Annotated in this window: 11 protein-coding genes; 8 read left to right on the plus strand and 3 right to left on the minus strand. The window is 73.7% G+C overall.

Going from position 1 to position 20,322, the window contains the following annotated elements:
- Positions 1-39: 39 nt before the first annotated feature.
- On the plus strand, positions 40-1,203 hold the full coding sequence (locus Q8X39_RS19255; RefSeq protein WP_305751320.1) for a GNAT family N-acetyltransferase: 1,164 nt from the start codon (positions 40-42) through the stop codon (positions 1,201-1,203).
- Between the two features lie 164 nt (positions 1,204-1,367).
- On the opposite strand, the gene chrA is transcribed toward Q8X39_RS19255, so the two are convergent.
- Complete coding sequence (gene chrA, locus Q8X39_RS19260) at positions 1,368-2,729, minus strand: chromate efflux transporter (protein WP_305751321.1); 1,362 nt, start codon at positions 2,727-2,729, stop codon at positions 1,368-1,370.
- Positions 2,730-2,873: 144 nt separating this feature from the next.
- On the opposite strand from chrA, the gene ribA reads away from it, so the two are divergent.
- Positions 2,874-3,533, plus strand: a complete 660-nt coding sequence (gene ribA / locus Q8X39_RS19265) for a GTP cyclohydrolase II (RefSeq protein WP_305751322.1) — start codon at positions 2,874-2,876, stop codon at positions 3,531-3,533.
- Between the two features lie 189 nt (positions 3,534-3,722).
- A complete protein-coding gene (locus Q8X39_RS19270) occupies positions 3,723-5,255 on the plus strand; it encodes a methyl-accepting chemotaxis protein (protein ID WP_305751323.1) in 1,533 nt (510 codons plus the stop codon).
- A gap of 36 nt (positions 5,256-5,291) precedes the next feature.
- On the opposite strand, the gene Q8X39_RS19275 is transcribed toward Q8X39_RS19270, so the two are convergent.
- Positions 5,292-6,314, minus strand: coding sequence for a MerR family transcriptional regulator (locus Q8X39_RS19275; RefSeq protein ID WP_305751324.1), 1,023 nt, complete (start codon positions 6,312-6,314; stop codon positions 5,292-5,294).
- Positions 6,315-6,435: 121 nt separating this feature from the next.
- On the opposite strand from Q8X39_RS19275, the gene Q8X39_RS19280 reads away from it, so the two are divergent.
- The 5 genes from Q8X39_RS19280 to Q8X39_RS19300 are packed head-to-tail and all read left to right on the plus strand — an operon-like array spanning position 6,436 to position 11,670.
- A complete protein-coding gene (locus Q8X39_RS19280) occupies positions 6,436-7,581 on the plus strand; it encodes an NAD(P)/FAD-dependent oxidoreductase (RefSeq protein ID WP_305751325.1) in 1,146 nt (381 codons plus the stop codon).
- On the plus strand, positions 7,578-7,745 hold the full coding sequence (locus Q8X39_RS19285) for a DUF2256 domain-containing protein (protein WP_305751326.1): 168 nt from the start codon (positions 7,578-7,580) through the stop codon (positions 7,743-7,745). The genes Q8X39_RS19280 and Q8X39_RS19285 overlap by 4 nt, the downstream gene beginning before the upstream one ends.
- A 55-nt stretch (positions 7,746-7,800) precedes the next feature.
- On the plus strand, positions 7,801-9,354 hold the full coding sequence (locus tag Q8X39_RS19290; protein ID WP_305751327.1) for a cryptochrome/photolyase family protein: 1,554 nt from the start codon (positions 7,801-7,803) through the stop codon (positions 9,352-9,354).
- A gap of 47 nt (positions 9,355-9,401) precedes the next feature.
- Positions 9,402-10,133, plus strand: coding sequence for an SDR family NAD(P)-dependent oxidoreductase (locus tag Q8X39_RS19295; RefSeq protein ID WP_305751328.1), 732 nt, complete (start codon positions 9,402-9,404; stop codon positions 10,131-10,133).
- Positions 10,134-10,158: 25 nt separating this feature from the next.
- Positions 10,159-11,670 carry an FAD-binding domain-containing protein gene (locus tag Q8X39_RS19300; RefSeq protein ID WP_305751329.1) on the plus strand — a complete coding sequence of 504 codons (1,512 nt, stop codon included), beginning with the start codon at positions 10,159-10,161 and terminating at the stop codon, positions 11,668-11,670.
- An 18-nt stretch (positions 11,671-11,688) separates the two neighbouring features.
- On the opposite strand, the gene Q8X39_RS19305 is transcribed toward Q8X39_RS19300, so the two are convergent.
- On the minus strand, positions 11,689-20,322 hold the full coding sequence (locus Q8X39_RS19305; RefSeq protein WP_305751330.1) for a GH36-type glycosyl hydrolase domain-containing protein: 8,634 nt from the start codon (positions 20,320-20,322) through the stop codon (positions 11,689-11,691).

Raw genomic sequence — 20,322 nt, forward strand, 5'->3', positions numbered from 1 at the left:
TCAGGACAATCCGCAGCGTCCCCAGCCGCCACCTTGCCGATGTCCAAGCCCCATGCCCAGCTCCTGACCTGGTCCGATGCCATGCCCCGCCTGGCCGAGGCCTGGCGCGCGCTCTGGCGCGAGCAGGGCGCCCGTCCCGACCTGGGTCCGGACTGGGCCGAGGCACTGATCGTGGGCCATGCGGTCGACCGCCAGGAGCTGCTGCTGGCGACGGGCCACGACCAGGACGGTGCCCTGGCCTGGGTCTGGCCGTTGAGGCGACAGCGCGTGCGGCGTGCGGGGATGAGCTGGCGCAAGCTCGGTCCCTTGCTCAACCTCTACGGCCTGCACGAAGGCATGCTGGCGGTCGACGAGGCTGTGGCGAGGGAGCAGGCCTGGACACTGCTGCAGTCCCAGCGTCTGGCCTGGGACTGGCTGGAGATCGACGCGCTGGTCGACGATGACGCCGCCCTGGCCGACTGGCGGCAGTGGGCCACGCGGACCGGCGTGCGGCAGGTGATCGAGCCCATGCACCGCTCGCCGTGGCTGCCCCGCAGCGGCACGCTGGCCGAGATGCTGCCGTCCTTGTCGAACAACATGCGCCGCAACGTGCGGGTCGCCCTGCGCGAACTGGATGCCGGGCTGGCGCCGGGCGGTGGCCTGACCTGGTCGACCTTCGAGACGGTGGACCGCATGCCGGCGCTGCTGGAGGCGGTCCTGTCCATCGAGCGACGCAGCTGGAAGCATGCCGCTGGCAGCGCGATCTCGACGCGTGACTGGGAGGAGCGCTTCTACCGCAGCCTCTTGCACAGCCTGGGCCAGGCCGGCCAGGTGATCGGCCATGTGCTCTGCAAGGACGGGGTGCCGATCGCGCACGCCATCGACCTGCGCAGCAGCGGGCGTGTCTACGGCGTCAAGTCCAGCCACGATCAGGCCCATGACCGGCTCGCGCCGGGACGCATGTTGCTGGCCGGCACCTTGCGTCGCTACTTCGACGACGCCGCCGTCATCGAATACGACTTCCTCGGAGACGACGAGGCCTACAAGCTGGCCTGGAACCCGCAGGTGCGTCGCCACCAGCGCCTGCGCATCCACGCGGACTCCTTGTCCGGCAAGGCGGGTGCGACGCTGGATGCGGCCATCGACACGCTCAAGAAGTACCGGGCGGACCGGGACGTCCGGCCCGCCCAGGTCGCCGAGCCGGCAGCGACGGTGGGCGGCTGAAGGCCGAGCCGGGGACCACCGTTGCCGGTGCAGGCGGGCGCGCCGGCCCTCCGCGCCCTCAGCTGCCGAAGAGGCCGCCGTCGTCCTTGGTGATGTCGACCCCCGACGACCCCCGACGCGCGCGGACGACCTTCCGGTGGGGCGATGACAGCGCTGTGAACCCTTCAGGGTGTCGGCATCCACGGCCCCCACGAGAGCAGCCAACCCGCCAGCCCGGAGGCCAGCACGACCGGGATCACGCCGACCTTGAAGCGGATCAGGGCCACGCCGGCCGCCGCGCCGATCACGGCGGCCGGCCACGCGAAGCGGCCGCCCAGGCCGTCCGGCCACAGCACGTGCAGGGCAAAGAACAGGGCCAGGTTGACGATCACGCCGACCACCGCGGCGGTGATGCCGGTCAGCGGCGCGGTGAAGCCGAGCTTGCCGTGCGTGGTCTCGATGAAGGGGCCGCCGAGGAAGATGAAGAAGAACGACGGCAGGAAGGTGAAGAAGGTCACCAGCGAGGCCGCCACCACGCCGGCCAGCAGTGGCGCGTCCGGGCCGAGGATCTGCTTCGTCCAGCCGCCGACGAAGCCGACGAAGGACACCACCATGATCAGCGGGCCGGGCGTGGTCTCGCCCAGCGCGAGGCCGTCGATCATCTGCGTCGCGCTGAGCCACTGGAAGTGCTCGACCGCGCCCTGGTAGACGTAGGGCAGCACCGCGTAGGCGCCGCCAAAGGTCAGCAACGCTGCCTTGGTGAAGAACCAGGCCATCTGCGTGAGCACCGCGTCCCAGCCGAGCAGGCCGATCAGCACGGCCATCGCGGCGATCCACAGGCCGACGCAGACCGCGACGACGCGCACCGCGCGGCCCCAGCTGAAGCGGGCATGCTCGGGCGTCGGCGTGTCGTCGTCGATCACCGCCGGACCGGCTGCGGCGGTCGACTGGCCATGCCCCCCGCCGAGGGCGAAGTGCTGCGGCTTCCAGCGTCCACCGAGGTACCCGGCCAGCCCGGCCAGCAGCACGATCAGCGGGAAGGGCAGGCCCAGCGCGAAGATCGCCACGAAGGCCGCCGCCGCGATGCCCCACAGCCAGCGGTTCTTCAGTGCCCGGCTGCCGATGCGCACCGCCGCCGCCAGCACGATCGCCGTCACCGCCGGCTTGATGCCGTCCAGCACGCTGGCCACCGCCGGCACATGGCCCCAGGCCATGTAGAGCCAGCTCAGGCCGATCAGGATCAGCAGCGAGGGCAGCACGAACAGCCCGCCCGCGACGATGCCGCCCCAGGTCCGGTGCATCAGCCAGCCGATGTAGGTGGCCAGCTGCTGCGCCTCCGGACCGGGCAGGACCATGCAGTAGTTCAGCGCATGCAGGTAGCGCCGCTCGGAGATCCAGCGGCGCCGCTCGACCAGGTCCTCGTGCATCAGCGCGATCTGCCCGGCTGGCCCGCCGAAGCTGATGAAGCCCAGCCGCAGCCAGTAGACGAAGGCCTGCCAGAAGGTCGGGGCGGCTGGGGCGTGGCCCGGATCGGGGTTGGCGTTCAAGGTGCATTCCTGGCAGGACAGGGGCGCGATGATGCCTCGTCGCCCTGCGGTGGGGCCCGCCGCGCGAGCCTGCCGACCGGGCGGCATCACCCCGTCATGCCAAACACCGGACAATGCCGGGCTGCGATGAACCCTGATCCCCTGATGACCCCCGCCGTTCGTACCGAGTCCGTTCCCAGCCCCGCCGACGAGGGCGACGCGCCCTGCGTGCGCGTCGGCCCGAGCGTGCGCATGCCGACCTCGCACGGCATGTTCCAGCTCTCGGCCTTCATCGAGAGCCGCACCGGCGTCGAGCACCTGGCCATCCACTGCGGCGACCTGTCGGTGCCGGGCGTGCTGGTGCGGGTGCACTCCGAATGCTTCACCGGCGACATCATCGGATCGCTGCGCTGCGACTGCGGCCCGCAGCTGCACAAGGCGCTGGACCGCATCGCCGCCGAAGGCCTTGGCGTGGTGATCTACATGCGCGGCCACGAGGGCCGCGGCATCGGCCTGATCGACAAGCTGCGCGCCTACGCACTGCAGGACCAGGGCATGGACACGGTCGACGCCAACCTCGCGCTCGGCCACCCGGTCGACGCGCGCCGCTACGAGGCGGCGGCCGCCATCCTGCAGCACCTGGGCGCGCGGTCGGTCCGGCTGATGAGCAACAACCCGCTCAAGCTGCTGGCGCTGCGCGAACAGGGCCTGGAGGTGGTCGCCCGCGAGCCGCACGAGGCCGGCGAGCACCCGGAGAACGCGGCCTATCTGGGCACCAAGCGCGACCGCCTGGGACACCTGCTGGGGCATCCGGTCGCGGATTGACGCCTGCCGGCGAGGCTTGCGGCCCGATATGGGCACACTTTCACCCTGAACTGCGGCGATCGACCGATCGCCGGGTTCGAACAATCGGACTCTCCTGGCATGAATCTGTCGGGTCGGCCTTGAGGTCGATCAAGACGATCGGTGCCTGTCTACGGTCACCGCCGGGGAGGCGGAACGAGGAGTGTCCCCATGAAGTTGCGTACCCAGATCCTGCTGCTCGGCTGTGCGGGTGCCCTCTCGGCCATGTTTGCCGGCGGGATGGGCCTGTTCGGCACGCACCGCGTCGACCAGGCGGTGACACGGTCGATCGATGCCTCGCACGCGCTGCAGGCCAGCCAGGTCATCGACATGATGCATGACGCCATCCGCGGTGACAGCCAGCTGGCCATGATGGGCGCGCTGGAGAAGGACGACGGCCGCATCGCGCGCGCCGCCCAGGCGCTCGGCGAGCATCGCAAGACGATGCAGGAGGCGATGGACAAGCTGGAGGCCGCCGACATCAGCACCGAGGCGACGGCCGCGCTGCTGGCCGCCAAGCCGCAGGTGGAGGCCTACTTCGAGGTCGCGCAGCTTGTCGTGCGCCATGCGGCCGTCGATGTCGGGCTGGCCCGCCAGGAGCTCCCGCGGCTGCAGCGGTCCTTCGAGGAACTCGAGGGCTCGCTGGCGGCCGTCAGCGAACTCATCGAGGCCGATGGCACGCAGACCGCCGAGGCGGCCACCGCCGCCGCTCACCAGGCCTTCTGGATCACGCTGGCCGGCCTGGCCGTCGCGACCCTGTCCATGCTGGCCGGCGCGCTGCTGCTGGCGCGGCGCATGGTCGCCCCCATGGGCCATGCGGTCGACGTCGCGGTGCAGATTGCCCAGGGTGACCTCGGCGTGCGCATCCACCCCAAAGGCAACGACGAGACCCGCCGGCTGCTCGACGCGATGGCGGCGATGCAGTCCAGCTTCGGCCGCATCGTGCAGGAGGTGAAGCACAACGCCGACGAGGTCGCGACCGCCAGCACCCAGATCGCGCAGGGCAACAGCGACCTGAGCCAGCGCACCGAGCAGCAGGCCAGCGCGCTGCAGCAGACCGCCGCGACGATGGAGGAACTGAGCGCGACGGTGCGCAACAACACCGACAACGCCCGTCAGGCGAACCAGCTGGCGCTCGGCGCCTCCGAGGTTGCCAGCCAGGGCGGCGAGGTGGTCGGCCAGGTCGTCTCGACGATGCGCGGCATCAACGACAGCAGCAAGAAGATCGCCGACATCATCTCGGTGATCGACGGCATCGCCTTCCAGACCAACATCCTGGCCCTGAACGCGGCGGTCGAAGCCGCCCGGGCCGGCGAGCAGGGCCGCGGTTTCGCGGTCGTGGCCAGCGAGGTTCGCAACCTCGCCCAGCGCAGCGCCGAGGCCGCGCGCGAGATCAAGACCCTGATCACCCGCAGCGTCGACCAGGTCGAGCAGGGCACGCGCCTGGTCGACACCGCCGGCCAGACCATGGACGAGATCGTCGCGTCGATCCGGCGCGTCAGCGACATCGTCGGCGAGATCTCCGAGGCCAGCGTCGAACAGGGCGGCGGCATCAGCCAGGTCGGCGAGGCGGTCGCCCACATGGACCACGCGACGCAGCAGAACGCCGCACTGGTCGAGCAGAGCGCCGCTGCCGCGCAGAGCCTTCAGCAGCAGGCCCAGCGCCTGGTGCAGGCGGTCGGCGCCTTCCGCATCGCCGCCTGAGCGGACGCCACACGCGGCCGGCGCCGGTGTGCGGCCTCAGCCCGCCGCGGTGCCGGGCAGCAGCAGGCCCTCATGACGCGCGACCCGTTCCAGCGCGTCCTCGAAGCGGGCGCGTGAACCGGCCGTGACCTGCTGCAGGTGCTGGTGCAGGGCAGCGTCTGCCGCGCTGCGGTGGGCGCATTCGGCGCTGTAGGCCTCGAAGCGCGAGAGCTGCACCAGCAGCTCGGCGATGTGGCTCGGGCACTCGCAGGCGATGGTCGACGACAGCCCGGCAAAGTCGGCCAGGGCCGCGTCGTCCCAGCGGCGGGGTGGCACCGGGCCGGACTCGGGCAGGCCAGCCGCAGGCGGCGTGTCAGCCCCGGTCGCGGTGGCGGCGGCCGGGCCCGTCAGCCGGGCCAGCCACGGCCCCAGCACCGCATCGGGCTGCGGCTCGCGCAGCAGCGCCAGGCCGGCATCGGCGAGCCAGTCGCAGACCGCGTCGGCCGCGTAGCCATACAGCACCGCACGCGGCAGCCCGGTCCAGTCGGGGGCCTGGGCATCGACCTCGGCCAGCCAGCCGGCATGCAGCTGCGGCTGGTGGAACAGCACGCCGTCGACCTCGTCCTGGCCGTGCGCCGCGAGCGCCTGGGCCAGGTCCTCGAACGGCCCGAGCAGCTCGACCGGCTGGCCGATGCGCCGCAGCAGCGCCGGCCGCCGCAGGCGCGTCGCCAGTGCCGGGCCGATCACCAGCAGCCGGAAGCTGCCGCCCGTGCGTGCCGGCCGGGTCGTCGCCTGAGCCTTGCGGCCCGAGGCCAGCGTCTGCGCATGCGTGGCCGCCACCCGCTGCAGCTGCGCCATGTCCAGCGGTGCCAGGCTGCCGATGGCGTGGCCCAGGTCGGCCAGTTGCTTGATCAACGCCAGGCGCCGCACGTCGTCGCCGGAATAGAGCCGCTGTCCGCTGGGTGACAGCTGCGGCTGGGTCACGCCGTAGCGGCGCTCCCAGACCCGCAGCGTCGCCACCGGCATGCGCAGCATGCGCGCCACGGCGCCGCTGCGGTGGAAGGTCATGGGCTGGGTCATGCAGGTCTCACGGCTGGGTGGAAGGTGGATTGAATCGGATTTGACGCCGAGTGTTCGGTCTAGAGTGTCATTGAATTCGATATGACTTGGTGTTGAGTCGGAAATCACTAGGATGCGCAGCATGACAGCTCGACATGCCAAGCACATCGCCGTGATCGGCGCCGGTTTCGCCGGTGCCCTGACCGCCCGCACCCTGACGCGCGCCGGCCACCGCGTCCAGGTCTTCGACAAGTCGCGCGGCGCCGGCGGCCGCCTGGCGACGCGCCGCATGGCCTGGGTCGACCCGGCCGGGCAGGAGGTGGTCACCCGCATGGACCACGGCGCGCCCGGCGTGGTGGCCCGCAGCGCCGGCTTCCAGGCCTTTCTGGACGCGGCGGTGCAGGCCGGCTGGATGGCGACGTGGGAGCCCGTGTTGTCGCCCCGCAGCCGGACGCTGCCGGCCGGCCAGCGGCTGCACGTCGCCATGCCCGACCAGCCGGAGCCGAGCCGGCGCCTGCTCGACGGCCTGCCGTGCGCCTGGGGCCAGCCGGTTGACGCGCTGCACCGCACGCCGACCGGCTGGCGGGTGTCGGCCGGCGGCGTGCTGCACGGCGCCGGGCTGGGCGCGGGCTACGACGCGGTGGTGCTGGCGATCCCGCCGGCACAGGCCGCGCCGCTGATCGCGCCGCACCGCGCCGACTGGTCGACACAGGCCGCCAGCGTGCCGATGCAGCCTTGCTGGACGCTCATGGGTGTGGCCGACCTGCGCGGCAGCGGCGCGCTTCGCTCGCCCGAATGGGCCTTGAGCCGCCCGGCGAGCGGCCCGCTGGCCTGGCTGATGCGCAACGATGCCCGTCCTGGCCGGACCTGCACGCCCGGCCAGGCCCAGTGGGTCGCGCATGCCCGCGCCGACTGGAGCGCGCACCACCTGGAGAGCACGCCCGAGGAGGTCCTGCCGCTGCTGCAGGCCGCGCTGGCCGCACAGCTCGGCCAGCCGGTGCAGTGGCTGCATGCGACGGTGCATCGCTGGCGCTATGCCCAGCCACCGGCCGACCTGCCGGCGTCGTCCTGCTGGTGGGACGCGAGCCTGGCGCTGGGCGTCTGCGGCGACTTCCTGGGCGGTGGCGAGGACGCCGTCGCGGCCGAGGGCGTCGAGCGGGCCTGGCGTTCGGCGCGTGCGCTGGGCGCGGCCATGGCGGCGTCATCGGCCTCGACCATCGGCTGGGGCTCCGCGCTGGCGGCGACCTCCCGACCGATGCCGCTGTCTCGTCCGATGGCCCTGGCATGAGCCCGACGCCCGCCGGTTTCCGCGGCAACAAGGCCGGGCTGCCCAGCAAGCCCTGTGCGGCCTGTGGCCTGACCATGACCTGGCGGAAACGCTGGGCGAAGAACTGGGCCGAGGTGAAGTTCTGCTCCGACGCGTGCCGGCGCCAGAAGGCCGCCCGTGGGTGATGTCCAAACGCCGTTGGCTCGGGTCCAAACGCCGGTGGCGAGGGTCCACACGCCGTTGGCTCGGGTCCGCACGCTGGTGATCGTGCTGGGCGACCAGCTCGACCTGTCGGCCTCGGCCTTCGACGGGTTCGATGCCGCGACCGACCTCGCCTGGATGGCCGAGGTGGTCGAGGAATCGACCCATGTCTGGTCGTCCAAGCCGCGCACCGCGATGTTCCTCGCGGCCATGCGGCACTTCGCGCAGGCACTTGAGGAGGCCGGCCGACCGCTGCACCACGTCCGCCTGGACGATGCGGACAACGCCGGCAGCCTGGCCGCCCAGTTGCGCGTCGACCTGGCGCGGCTACGGCCGACGCGGCTGGTGATGACGGCGCCGGGCGACTGGCGCGTGCTGCAGGCCATCCAGGCCGAGGCGGCCCATGCGGGCCTGCCGCTGGAGATCCGCGACGACCGCCACTTCTACGTCACCGTGCGCGAGTTCCGCGCCCACGCGCAGGGCCGTCGCTCGCTGCGCATGGAGCACTTCTACCGCGAGCAGCGCCGCCGCCATGCGGTGCTGATGGACGGCGATGAGCCGGCCGGCGGTCAGTGGAACTTCGATGCCGACAACCGGGAGGCCTTCGGTCCGTCCGGCCCGGGCGCGGTGCCGCCGCGCGCCACCTTCGAGCCCGATGCGCTGACGCGCGAGGTGCTGGCGCTGGTCGAACGGCGCTTTGCCGACCATCCCGGCCAGCTCGACAGCTTTGCCTGGCCGGTCACGCGGGACCAGGCGCTGCAGGCCCTGCAGGCCTTCATCGACGAGCGGCTGGCGCACTTCGGCCGCCACCAGGATGCGATGTGGCCGGGCGAGCCCTGGCTGCACCACTCGCACCTGTCGGCCGCGCTGAACCTCAAGCTGCTCAACCCGCGCGAGGTCGTCGCCGCCGCCGAGACGGCCTGGCGCGAGGGCCGGGCGCCGCTGGAAAGCGTCGAAGGCTTCATCCGCCAGATCCTCGGTTGGCGCGAGTACGTGCGCGGCATCTACTGGACCCGCATGCCGGCCTACGCCGAGTCCAACGCGCTCGCCGCGCACGAGGACCTGCCGGCCTGGTTCTGGACCGGCCGGACCGACATGGCCTGCCTGCACGACGCCCTGGCCCAGACGCTGAGCCACGGCTACGCCCACCACATCCAGCGCCTGATGGTGACCGGCCTGTATGCGCTGATGCTGGGCGTGCAGCCGCAGCAGGTCCACGCCTGGTATCTGGCGGTCTACGTCGACGCGGTCGAGTGGGTCGAGCTGCCCAACACCCTGGGCATGAGCCAGTACGCCGACGGCGGCCTGATGGGCAGCAAGCCCTACATCGCCACCGGCCGCTACATCGAGCGCATGAGCCCCCATTGCCAGGGCTGCCGCTACGACCCGGGCGAACGCGCCGGCGATCGCGCCTGCCCCTACACGACGCTCTACTGGGACTTCCTGATGCGCCACGAGGCCCTGCTGGCGCGCCATCCGCGCATGGCGCTGCAGGTGAAGAACCTGGCCCGCCTGAGCCCCGACCAGCGCCAGGCCGTGACCGACCGCGCCGCGCAGATCCGCCGAGGCGAGGTCGGCGCGCTGCCGGCCTGAGACCCGCAAGCCCATCCCTCCGACATCCATCCACAGGAATCCGCCCCATGACCCAGATCGCCCTCATCACCGGCGCCAGCGGCGGCATCGGCCGCGCCCTGGCGCGCCAGCTGCACGAACGCGGCTGCCGCATCGCCGCGGTCGGTCGCTCGGCCGACCGGCTGTCCGGCGTCGACGCCCATGTGCGCATCGTCAGCGACACCACCACGCCGGACGGCGCGGCGCTGGCCGTGTCGGCCTGTGCCGAGGCCCTGGGCGGCGCGCCGACGCTGCTGGCGCACTGCGTGGGCAGCACGCTGATCGCGCCGCTGCACCGCACCCGTGCGGATGCCTGGAGCGAGGTCATGCGCGTCAACCTCGACAGCGCCGCCTTCATGCTGCAGGCCTGGATCGCCGCACGTGCGGGCGGCCCCGGCGCGGCGGTGTTCGCCAGCTCGGTGGTGGCGCGCATCGGCGTGGCCAACCACGAGGCCATCGCGGCGGCCAAGGGCGGCGTGGAGGCGCTGGTGCGCAGCGCGGCGGCGACCTACGCGGCCCAGGGCCTGCGCATCAACGCCGTCGCGCCCGGCATGACCGACACGCCGATGACCGCCGGCATGCTCAAGCTCCCGGCCATGCGCGAGGGCGCCGCGCGCCAGTACCCGCTGGGCGGCGTGCAGACCGCCGAACAGGTGGCAGACGCCATGGCCTGGCTGCTCGGCGACGGCGCGGCGCGGCTGACCGGCCAGGTGATCGCGGTCGACGGCGGCTTCACGACCGTGCGGCCGCTGGTCAAGTGAGGCCGTTGCGCTGATCCGTCCCGACATGGCCGGCAGCACCGCCCTGGTCTGGTTCAAGCGCGACCTGCGCCTGCGCGACCACGCGCCGCTGGCCGAGGCCGCGCAGGCCGACCGCGCGCTCGGGCTGGTGCTGATCGAGCCGGCCTGGCTGGCCAGCCCCGAGTGCGACCCGCGCCACGTCGCCCACCTGCTCGACGCGGTGGCCCTGTTGCGCGACGACCTGGCCGTGCGCGGCCTGCCGCTGCGCGTCTGCGTCGGCGAGGCGACCGCCGTGCTGGCGCAACTGCGCCGCGAGACCGCCTTCACCCACCTCTTCAGCCATGAGGAAACCGGCCCCGGCTGGAGCTACACGCGAGACCGCGCCGTGGCCGCCTGGTGCCGCGCTGAAGGCGTCGCCTGGACCGAATGGCCGCAGACCGGCGTGGTGCGCCGGCTGCGCTCGCGCCTGGGCTGGGCCGGCCGCTGGGAACAACGCATGAACGCGCCGGAAGTGCCGATGCCGGCGGGCTTCCGTGCCGCCGCGCCGCTGGCGCACACGCCCTTGCCGACGCTGCGCGAGCTGGGCCTGGGTGAACCCGCCGCGCCGGTGCCGCCGGCCGGCGAGCGGGTCGCCTGGGCAACGCTGGACAGCTTCCTCGCTGGCCGCGGCCGCGACTACCGCCGCGCGCTGTCCAGCCCGCTCACCGCCGTCGACGGCTGCAGCCGCCTGAGCGAGCACCTGGCCTTCGGCACGGTCTCGATGCGCGCCGTGCACCAGGCCACCGAAGCCCGCATCGCCCGCACGCCCGACCGCGAGCTGGCCCATGCGCTGCGCGGCTTTGCCAGCCGGCTGCGCTGGCATTGCCACTTCATGCAGAAGCTGGAAGACCAGCCCGACCTCGAGTTCCGCAACCTCGCCCGCGTGGTCGACGGCCTGCGTGCGGGCGACGGCGTGCATCCCGGCCCGGTCGACCGCGAGCGCCTGCAGGCCTGGTGCGAGGGCCGCACCGGCTACCCGATGGTCGATGCCTGCATGCGCCAGCTGCGCGCCACCGGCTGGCTCAACTTCCGCATGCGGGCGATGCTGGTGAGCTTCGCGGCCTATCACCTGGGCCTGCACTGGCGCGAGCCCGGCCTGTTCCTGGCGCGGCAGTTCCTGGATTTCGAGCCCGGCATCCACTGGAGCCAGATGCAGATGCAGTCGGGCACCACCGGCATCAACACGCTGCGGGTCTACTCGCCGGCCAAGCAGGCCCGCGACCATGACCCGCAGGGCCTGCACGTGCGCCGCTGGGTGCCGGAGTTCGGCAGCGCCGCCTACCCGCCGCCCATCGTCGACGAGCGCACGGCCCTGGCCGAGGCCAAGGCCGGCCTGTACGGGCTGCGCCAGACCGCGCCGGCGCGCGAGGAGGCCGACGCGATCCAGCAGCGCCACGGCTCGCGCCGCAGCGGGCTGGCGCCCACGACGCGGCCGACCGCGCCGCAGACCTCGCCAGCGGCCAGCCCGTCGCGTCGCCGCCGTCCCGTGGTCGATGACGGACAGGGGCAGCTGTTCTAGCCGCCGCGCAGTCTGGTCTCAGTCGCGCAGGTCGAGCCGGTAGCGGCACAGGCCGCTGAGGTGCTGCCAGGGCACGGACTGCCCGGCGACCAGGCGGGTCGCGTCGGTCGTCTCCACGTCGTCGCCGTTGACGCGCCGGATCTCGAATGCCAGCGTCAGCCCGCCGCGCCGCAGCGTGAGTTCGGCGCCGGGCCAGTGAGAGGGCAGGCTGGGGTCCAGCGAGAAGCGGGTCGCATGCATCTGCAGGCCCAGGATGGACTCGATCGCGGCCCGGTGCAGCCAGCTGGCGCTGCCGGTGTACCAGCTCCAGCCGGCCTGGCCGGCGCAGGGCGGCTGGCTGTAGATGTCGCCGGCGATCGCGTAGGGCTCGGCCAGGTAGCGCGGGCCTTGCAGCGGGTCGGCCGAGCGGTGCGCCGGGCTCAGGCCGGTGCAGATCTGCCAGGCCGCGTCGGCATGTCGCTGCGCCGCGACCGGGTCGTCGGCCCGCAGGCGACGCGCCAGCTCGGCCTGCGCCATCAGCGCCCAGACGGCGGCATGCGTGTACTGGCCGCCGTTCTCGCGGATGCCCGGCGGGTAGGCCTGGATGTAGCCGGGGCTGGGCTCGGAGCGCGCGAACGGCGGGTCCAGCAGCCGCGTCAGGCCCAGCGCCGGGTCGACCAGCAGGCGTTGCGCCGCGTCCATGGCCGCCAGCTGGCGCTCGCGCGGCGTCACGTCGGCGAAGACCGACCAGGCCTGGGCGATCAGGTCGATGCGGGCCTCGGCGTTGGTGCTGGCGCCCAATGGCGAGCCGTCGTCGAAGAAGGCGCGCCGATACCACTGGCCGTCCCAGGCCGGACCGTCGAGCGCGGCGGCCCAGCCGGCGGCGGCGTCCTGCCAGCGCTGCGCGCGTTCGGCCTCGCCGCGCTGCCGGGCGATCGGCGCGACGTCGCGCACCAGCGCGCACAGGAACCAGGCCAGCCAGACCGATTCGCCGCGGCCCTCGTGGCCGACCCGGTTCATGCCGTCGTTCCAGTCGCCGCTGCCCATCAGCGGCAGGCCGTGCGCACCGCTGCGCAGGCTGCGGTCGATGGCGCGGGCGGCATGCTCGTAGACGCTGGCGGCTTGCGCGCCGGGCTGCGGCGTCTCGTAGAGGTCCTCGGCGCCGGGCGGGATCTCGCCACCTTCCAGGAAGGGCACGACGACGTCGAGCAGGCCGTCGTCGCCGACCCGGGCGAGGTGGTGCGCGCAGGCATGCGGCAGCCACAGCAGGTCGTCCGAGAAGCGCGTGCGCACGCCCGCGCCGCCCGGCGCGTGCCACCAGTGCTGCACGTCGCCGGTGGCGTACTGGCGCGAGGCGCACAGCAGGATCTGCTGGCGCAGCAGCTCCGGGGCCGACCAGGCCAGCGCCAGCGTGTCCTGCAGCTGGTCGCGGAAGCCGGTCGCGCCGCCGGCCTGGTAGTGGCCGGCCTTGGCCCACAGGCGGCAGGCGACGCTCTGGTAGACCAGCCAGCGGTTGACCAGGGCATCGAACAGCGGATCGGGCGTGCGCACCTCGACGGCGCCGAGCAGGCTGTCCCAGCGCGTCAGCGCCGCGTCCTGGCGCACCTCCGCGCAGACCTCGACGGCGCCACGCGCCAGCCGCAGCGCCGCCGCGCGGCTGTCGCCGTGGCCGATCAGGAAGACCCGCTCGACCGTCTGGCCGGGCGCCAGCGCCAGGTCGACCGACAGCGCCGCGCAGGGGTCCAGCGCGCGGCCGCTGCGGCGGCCCAGCCGTTCGGGCAGCACCAGGCGGCCGTCGTCGTCGAGGAACTCGCGCCGGTCGCAGGTCCAGTCGGGGCGGTCCTCGCCCGGTGCGTCCGCCAGCGGTTGCAGGGTCATGAAGGCGGTCGCGCCGCCGAAGCCGTCGGCCTGCTCGCCCTGCGTGGCCAGCAGCACCGTCTGGCCGGGCGTGGCGGCGATGGCGCAGTCGACGCTGGCGCGGTCGGCCCGGCGTGCGCCCATCACCCACTCGACCAGGCCGACCAGTCGCAGCGACAGCGTGGCCGCGTCCGGGTCGGCGTCGCCATGGCTCAGCTGGATGCGGACCTGCTTGAGCGCCAGGTCGGCGTCGACACACCAGCTCGCGCTGACCAGCAGCTCGACACCGTCGTGGCGGATGCGGTGGACGATGCGGGTGATGCCCTGGCCGTGGGCGATGCGGTAGCGCGCCTGCGGGTCGCCCCAGGCCGACGGTGCGAGGCTCCAGCTGCGCCGGCCGTCGTGCAGTTGCAGCAGGAAGCACTCACCGGGCGGATCGGCCACCGCGTCGTTGGACCAGGCGGTGAGCTGGTGCAGCCGGCTGTTGCCGGCCCAGGTGTGGCCCGCGCCGCTCTCGCTGACCAGGCAGCCGAAGGCGGGGTTGGCCAGCACGTTGACCCAGGGCCGCTGCGGGCGCAGGCGCGGCCCGACATCGAAACGGAACTCGCCATGGCCGGCGATGAACTGGCCGGTCGACGCGGCGACGATGCCGGGTGCCGTCGCCGCGTCCACCTCCGCCGCGCCAGCCCCGACCGTCCAGGCCGCCACGCTGCGCCGCTGTGCCCGGTCCAGTTCATGACGTGACAGCCAGTCCTGCACGTGGTGCAGCAGCGGCCGGCCGTCGCTGACGAAGCGGGCCCGGGCACCGCGGCGCAGGGTGTGGCGGTCGTCGTCGTCGAGGTCGCTGGCATGCACCAGGTGGACCGCCGTGCGGGCCGGCTGGCCGGGCGTGGCGGTGTCCACGCCGTGGCGTTCGGCCAGCGACTTGAGCGCGTGGTGCAGGCTCATGTGGTACGAGGCCGGCTCGGTGTCGATCACGACCAGGTCGCAGGCGATGCCGGCCCAGGCCCAGCCGCGCAGGGCCTGCACCAGCGCGCGCACCAGGCCCAGGCCGGCCATCGCGCCGACGCTGACCAGCAGCCAGGGCCGGTCACCGGAAATGCCCAGCCGCCACAGCCGGCGACGGTCGCGCAGCAGGGCGTGGCCGTCGACCGGCCCGGCCAGGTCCGCGTCGGCGGCGTTGTCCTGCACGTCCGTCAGCGTCATCAGCAGGGCCGTGGTCAGCGACTGCACGGCCATGGCCGGCTCGGCGCCCAGGCCCAGGCTGCGCTGGCGGATGCCCGCCAGCGTGGCCGACATCAGCGAGGCCCGCCGCACGTGCTCGCGCTGGCGGTACTTGTCGACCATCGCCAGCACCGTCGCCTGCTGCGTCGCGATGGCGGTGGCGAAGGTCACGCGGGCCTTGCCGTGCGCCGGCACGCGCAGCGTCACCGCCAGCGCGCTGACCGGGTCCAGCCCGGTCGCCAGCGTGCATTCGTCGGCCGGCGCGCGCTGCAGCAGGCCCTGCGGCCGGTCGACCCGGCCGGGCCGGCCCAGCCAGGCCAGCCTCCCGGTCTGCACCCGCACGGCCAGCGGCGCGGGATCGCAGGCCGCCACGACATGGGCCAGGTGCACCGGCTGCTCGGTCACCAGCCGCGCCTTGCGCTCGAACAGCAGCGCGCGGGCCGCCGGCAGCCAGCGCGCGCCGACGAACAGGTTGCCGAAGGCGGGGTGGGCCTCGTCGGCGCGCGGGTCGGACAGGGTCACGTCGAAGGCCGAGACCAGCTCGATCTCGATGGCCTGGTCGCCCAGGTTGCGCCACTCGACCTGGCGGAACTCGACGTCGTCCTCCGGGCTGACCCAGACGGTGGTCTGCGCCAGCAGGTCGGGCCATTCGGCCTCGAAGCTGACCCGGTCGGCATGGAAGACGCTGCGGTAGACCGCCTGCGGATCGGGCGCGGGGTGCGCGGTCAGCGAGACCAGCGCGGCCGGTGCGGCCTGTGCGGCTTGCGCGGCTTGCGCGGCCGGCGCCGGGAGCGAGCTGCCGGACGGCGGCCCGACCAGCTCCTGTGCCAGCCGTTCGAGCAGCCCGCCCGGCGAGGACACCGGTCGCGGCCGGCGCAGGAAGAGGAAGCTGCCGTGGGCGTCGCGCAGCGCGTCGTCGCGCTGGCGATGCAGGCCGATCTCGCCCCAGCGGCTGGTGCCGCAGCCGTTGGCCCGCAGCGTGATGCCGAGCCGGCCATTGCCGAAGGCATGGGTCGGTTCGACCGCCGCCGCGCCGGGCAGGACCTCGCGGAACAGCACCGGCGCGCGCGTGCCCGGCGCCGGCAGGTCCGGCAGCGCCGGCGGCGCGGCCAGGGTGGAGACCTCGCGCGGCGGCAGCTCGTGCAGCAGCGAGGCCACCGCGTCCAGGTGCGGATCGGCCATGCCCCAGCGCTGCGGCAGGCCGTCCAGCAGCACGTTGGCCAGCGCCACGATGGTCATGCCCTGGTGGTGGGCCATGAAGGTCGACACCGGCGTGCCGCGCGTCGCGCCACCGTCGAGCACGGTCAGCCGCGCAGGGCTGTAGTCCAGCGCGTCGACGAAGCCGCAGGCGCCGCGCGCCGACAGGTCCTCCAGCGCCATCAGGTTCAGGCAGGCCAGGTGCGGCAGCAGTTGGGCCGCCAGCGCGCTGGCATAGGGCGCGACGACCAGCTCGTCGGGCGGCGTGCGGCGCAGCGCCAGGCGTGGCACGCCCTGGGGCGCGTACTGGTAGGTCAGCGTGTGGTCACGTCCGGCATGGGCGCATTCGGAGATGCCCCAGGGCACGCCCCGCGCGTTGCCGTAGGCGATCTGCTCGCGGATGGCCGAGCCGCAAGCCTCGCGCAGCACGCTGCCCTGCGGCTCGGCCAGCACCAGCGTGGGCATCAGGTACTCGAACATCGAGCCTGACCAGGAGCGCAGCGCGCTGCGGCTGCCCAGCGCATAGAAGGGCCGGCCGAGCGCAGCCCAGTGGGCCACCGGCACGTCGCCCTTGGCGATGGCCAGCAGGCTGGTCAGGCGCGATTCGGAGGCCAGCAGGTCGTAGAAGCCGGCATCGAGCTGCTGCTCGGCGACGCGGTAGCCGATGTGCAGCAGGCGGCGCTTGCGGTGGTGCAGGAAGCCGAACTCGGCCTCCCAGGCCAGCCGCTGGCAGCGCCGAGACAGCGCCTGCAGGCGCCCGGCCAGCGCGGCCCGCTGCGGCGCTGGCCAGGGCTCGGCGATCTCGTCCAGGCAGGCCTGTGCCAGCGCCAGCAGGTGACCGCTGAGATTGCCGCTGTCGACCGTGGAGACGTACATCGGCAGCAGCGGCGTGGCCTGCGCGGTGTCGTACCAGTTGAGGAAGTGGCCGCGGTGGCGTTCGAGCCGGTCGAGCGTGTCGAGCGTGGCCTCCAGGCGGCTGGCCAGCTCGGCCGAGTCGATCCAGCCAAAGGCCCGCGCGCAGGCCGCACTCAGCAGGTACAGGCCGATGTTGGTCGGCGAGGTGCGGTGCGCCACCAGGTCCTGCGGATCGGTCTGCAGGTTGTCCGGTGGCAGGTGGTGGTCGGCCGGGCCGACGCAGCGCTCGAACAGCCGCCAGCTGTCGCGCGCCACGCCGTGCAGATAGTGGCGACCGGTGGGCGTCAGCTCGGCCGAGGCGCGCGGCCGTCGCGGCCGGCTGACCCAGCGCGTCCACAGCGGCGTGCCCAGCCACAGCAGCGCGGCGCCAGCGGCCCAGGCCAGCGCCGTGCCCGACGGCGCCTGGTCGGCCGGCCAGCAGGTCAGCCAGGACGGGGCCCAGGCCACGCCGGCGACGGCCGCCAGCATCACCAGCGCCAGCGCCGAGGCCGGCGCGTGCGCGGCCAGCAGCTCGCGCAGGCCCAGGCTGGCGCGGGTCTGCCCGCTGGGCATCCACTGCAGCAGGTGGCGCCGGCTGACCAGCAGGCGGTGCAGGGCCCGACCGACCGCGTCGAGCGCGTCCAGCGCATGCTGCTGGAGCATGGCCAGGTGCCACAGGCCGCCCCCGAGCACGCGCAGCAGGTCCTCGCCGACGTGGCGCAGGTGGTGTCGCCAGGCGTGGTCGGTGCCGGTGGGCACCAGGCCGGCCAGCGCGCCCAGCAGCGGTCCGGCGACGAAAGCGGCGCCGGCCAGCAGCACGGCGGCGGCGGGCCGCAGCGCGCCGGCCGCATCCGGCCACGGCGGCGCGAGCAGCGCGATGCCGAAGCTCAGCACCACCATCGCCCAGGTCATCGGTGCGACCAGCGAGCGGCGCAGGTTGTCGAGCATCTTCCAGCGGTTGACCGCCTCCATCGGGTAGCGACCCGGCCGCAGCAGGATGGGCAGCAGCTGCCAGTCGCCACGGGTCCAGCGGTGCAGCCGCGCGGCGGCCAGGTCGGCATGGCTGGGCGCTTCCTCGACCAGCGAGATGTCGCTGACCCGGGCGCAGCGCGCGATCGAGCCTTCCAGCAGGTCGTGGCTGAGCACCTCGCCCTCGGGCAGACGGCCGGCGAGCACCGCATGCACGGCCTCGACCTGCAGCAGGCCCTTGCCGCTGAACGTGCCTTCGCCGTGCAGGTCCTGGTAGACCTCCGACGAGGCGGCGCTGTATGGGTCCAGGCCGCACTGGCCGGCGAACAGCGCGTGGAAGGGCGTCAGCGACTGCGCCGCAGGCAGCGGCGTGACCACGCGCGGCTGCAGGATGCCGTAGCCACGCACGACCCGGCGCCCGCTGGCATCGAGCCGGGGCGCGTTGGCCGGGTGCGCGGCGATGCCCACCAGCTCGCGCAGCCGGCCGGGCGGCAGCTGGGTGTCGCTGTCGAGCGTGACCAGGTGGCGCGTGCCCGGCGTCAGCCGCGACAGCTCGCCCAGGTCGACGAAGGCCGAGGCGTCGCCGGTGGCCAGCGCCCGCACCAGCTGTTCGAGCTTGCCGCGCTTGCGCTCCCAGCCGATCCAGGCCTGTTCGCCGATGCTGTGGGTGCGCGCTCGGTGCAACAGCAGGAAGCGCGGGGCGGTGGCCGGCGCGTTGATCGGCACGTTCACCGGCGCGTTCACCGGCACGTTGGCCGGGTCGGCAGCCTCCGGCGGGTGCAGCCGGTTGAGCGCCTCGATGCCGGCGCGGGCGGCGGCCAGGCGCTCGGCGTCGCCGGGGACCTCGGCCTCGGCCGCATCGGGCCAGTCGGTCAGCAGCGCGTAGCGGGCGTGGCGTTCCGGGTTGGCCAGGTGGTGGCGGCGCAGGCTGCGCAGCAGCGCGTCCAGGGCGGCCGGCTCGCCCAGCATCGTCGGGATCACGACCAGCACCCGGTGCTCGGCCGGCAGGCCCTGCGCGAAGGCGCAGCGCGGCAGGCGGCCGGGCCGGGTCGACTCGCTGATCAGGCGGTGGATCACCGCGATCACCGCCTCCGAGGCCGGGAAGGCCATCAGCAGCGCGAACAACGCCGCCAGGGCGGTCCAGCCGCCGCTGGCGGCACCGGCGTGGACCGGCAGCAGCCAGGCCACGCCGGCCGCGCTGCCGGCGGCCACTGTCAGCAGGTAGGCCGGCAGTGCCAGCCGGGGCGCCAGTCGCCGCCACAGCCAACGCCAGGGCTCGCGCAGGCCGAGCGCCCGCAGCAGCACCGGCCGGCCGGCGCCCTGCAGCCAGTGGCCGGCCAGCGCACGCGGGTCGTCGGCCGCATGGGCTTCGTTGGCCTCGTGGACGGTCCGCATCAGCGCGAGCAGGCTGCGTGCGACGCCGGCCTCGTCCTGGCCGCTGCGCCGCGCCAGCGGCTCGATGCCGTGCAGCGTTGCATCTCGGCTGGCACTGTCCTCGGCCTCGAACACCGGCGAGGCCAGCATGGCCTGCATCAGCGCGCTGGTGCGGGCGACCATGTCCGGCCAGTCGGCATCGCCGACCGCGCGCAGCGAACGCACCGCGTTGCTGACGCTGAGGTTGTCGGCGGTCTGGTCGGCGCGCTGCTGGTCCAGCAGCTGCGCCGGCTGCGGCAGCACGCGCTGCAGCCATTCGCGGTGGCGGCTGGCCGGGTGCAGGCTGCCGGAGCTGCCGATGTCGTGCAGGCGCTGTGCCATCTGGGCCAGGAAGGCCGCGCCAGCGCCGCGCCGGTTCAGCCGCGCCAGCAGCGGGTCCAGCCAGGCCGAGTCGTCGTGGCCCTGGCTGATCTGGTCGCAGCAGCGGTTGGCCAGCTCGCGGGCGGCCTTGTTGGTGGCCACGCGCTCGGCCAGCCGGCGCAGGTTCTCGATCAGCACCACCCGCAGCGTGGTCGGCAGCGCCCACAGCTCGCGCAGGCTCAGCGGCCGGGTCTCCTGGTAGGCGTTGAGGAAATGGACCAGCAGGTCCTCGTCGAAGGCGCCGTCGGTGTGCGCCACGTGCGCCCAGGCCACGCCGTAGATGCGCGGCAGGCCGGCCAGCGGCGGGTCCACCAGCACCGGCAGGCTGCGGAAGTAGCGCCGTGGCAGGCCGTCGTGGACGGCCTTGAGCTGGGCCTCGATCAGGTGGAAGTTGTCGAGCAGCCATTCGGCCGCCGGGCTGACGTCGTGGCCGCTGGCCGCCTGGGTGCCGATGAAGTCGTGCGCCAGGCGCAGCACCCGCACGTTGCTCTTCAGGCGGGGCACGAAGGTCGGCGCGAAGGCCGCCGCGAGCGAGCGCCACGGCGCCATCGGGTGGCGCGCATCGGCCTGCACGCGGTGGGTCGCGCCGAGGCTGCGGCCGTGCTGCGCGAAGCGGTCCGGGCCGAACAGCTCCGATCGGATCGGCGGCAGCAGCGGCCCGTCGATGCCATCCAGCATCGCGCACATCGAGGGCGTCGCGCCGCCGGGGATCAGCTTCCAGAGCGCGGCGTCGGCCAC

The organism is Leptothrix discophora (assembly GCF_030705305.1).
Classification (GTDB): Bacteria; Pseudomonadota; Gammaproteobacteria; order Burkholderiales; family Burkholderiaceae_C; genus Sphaerotilus; species Sphaerotilus discophorus.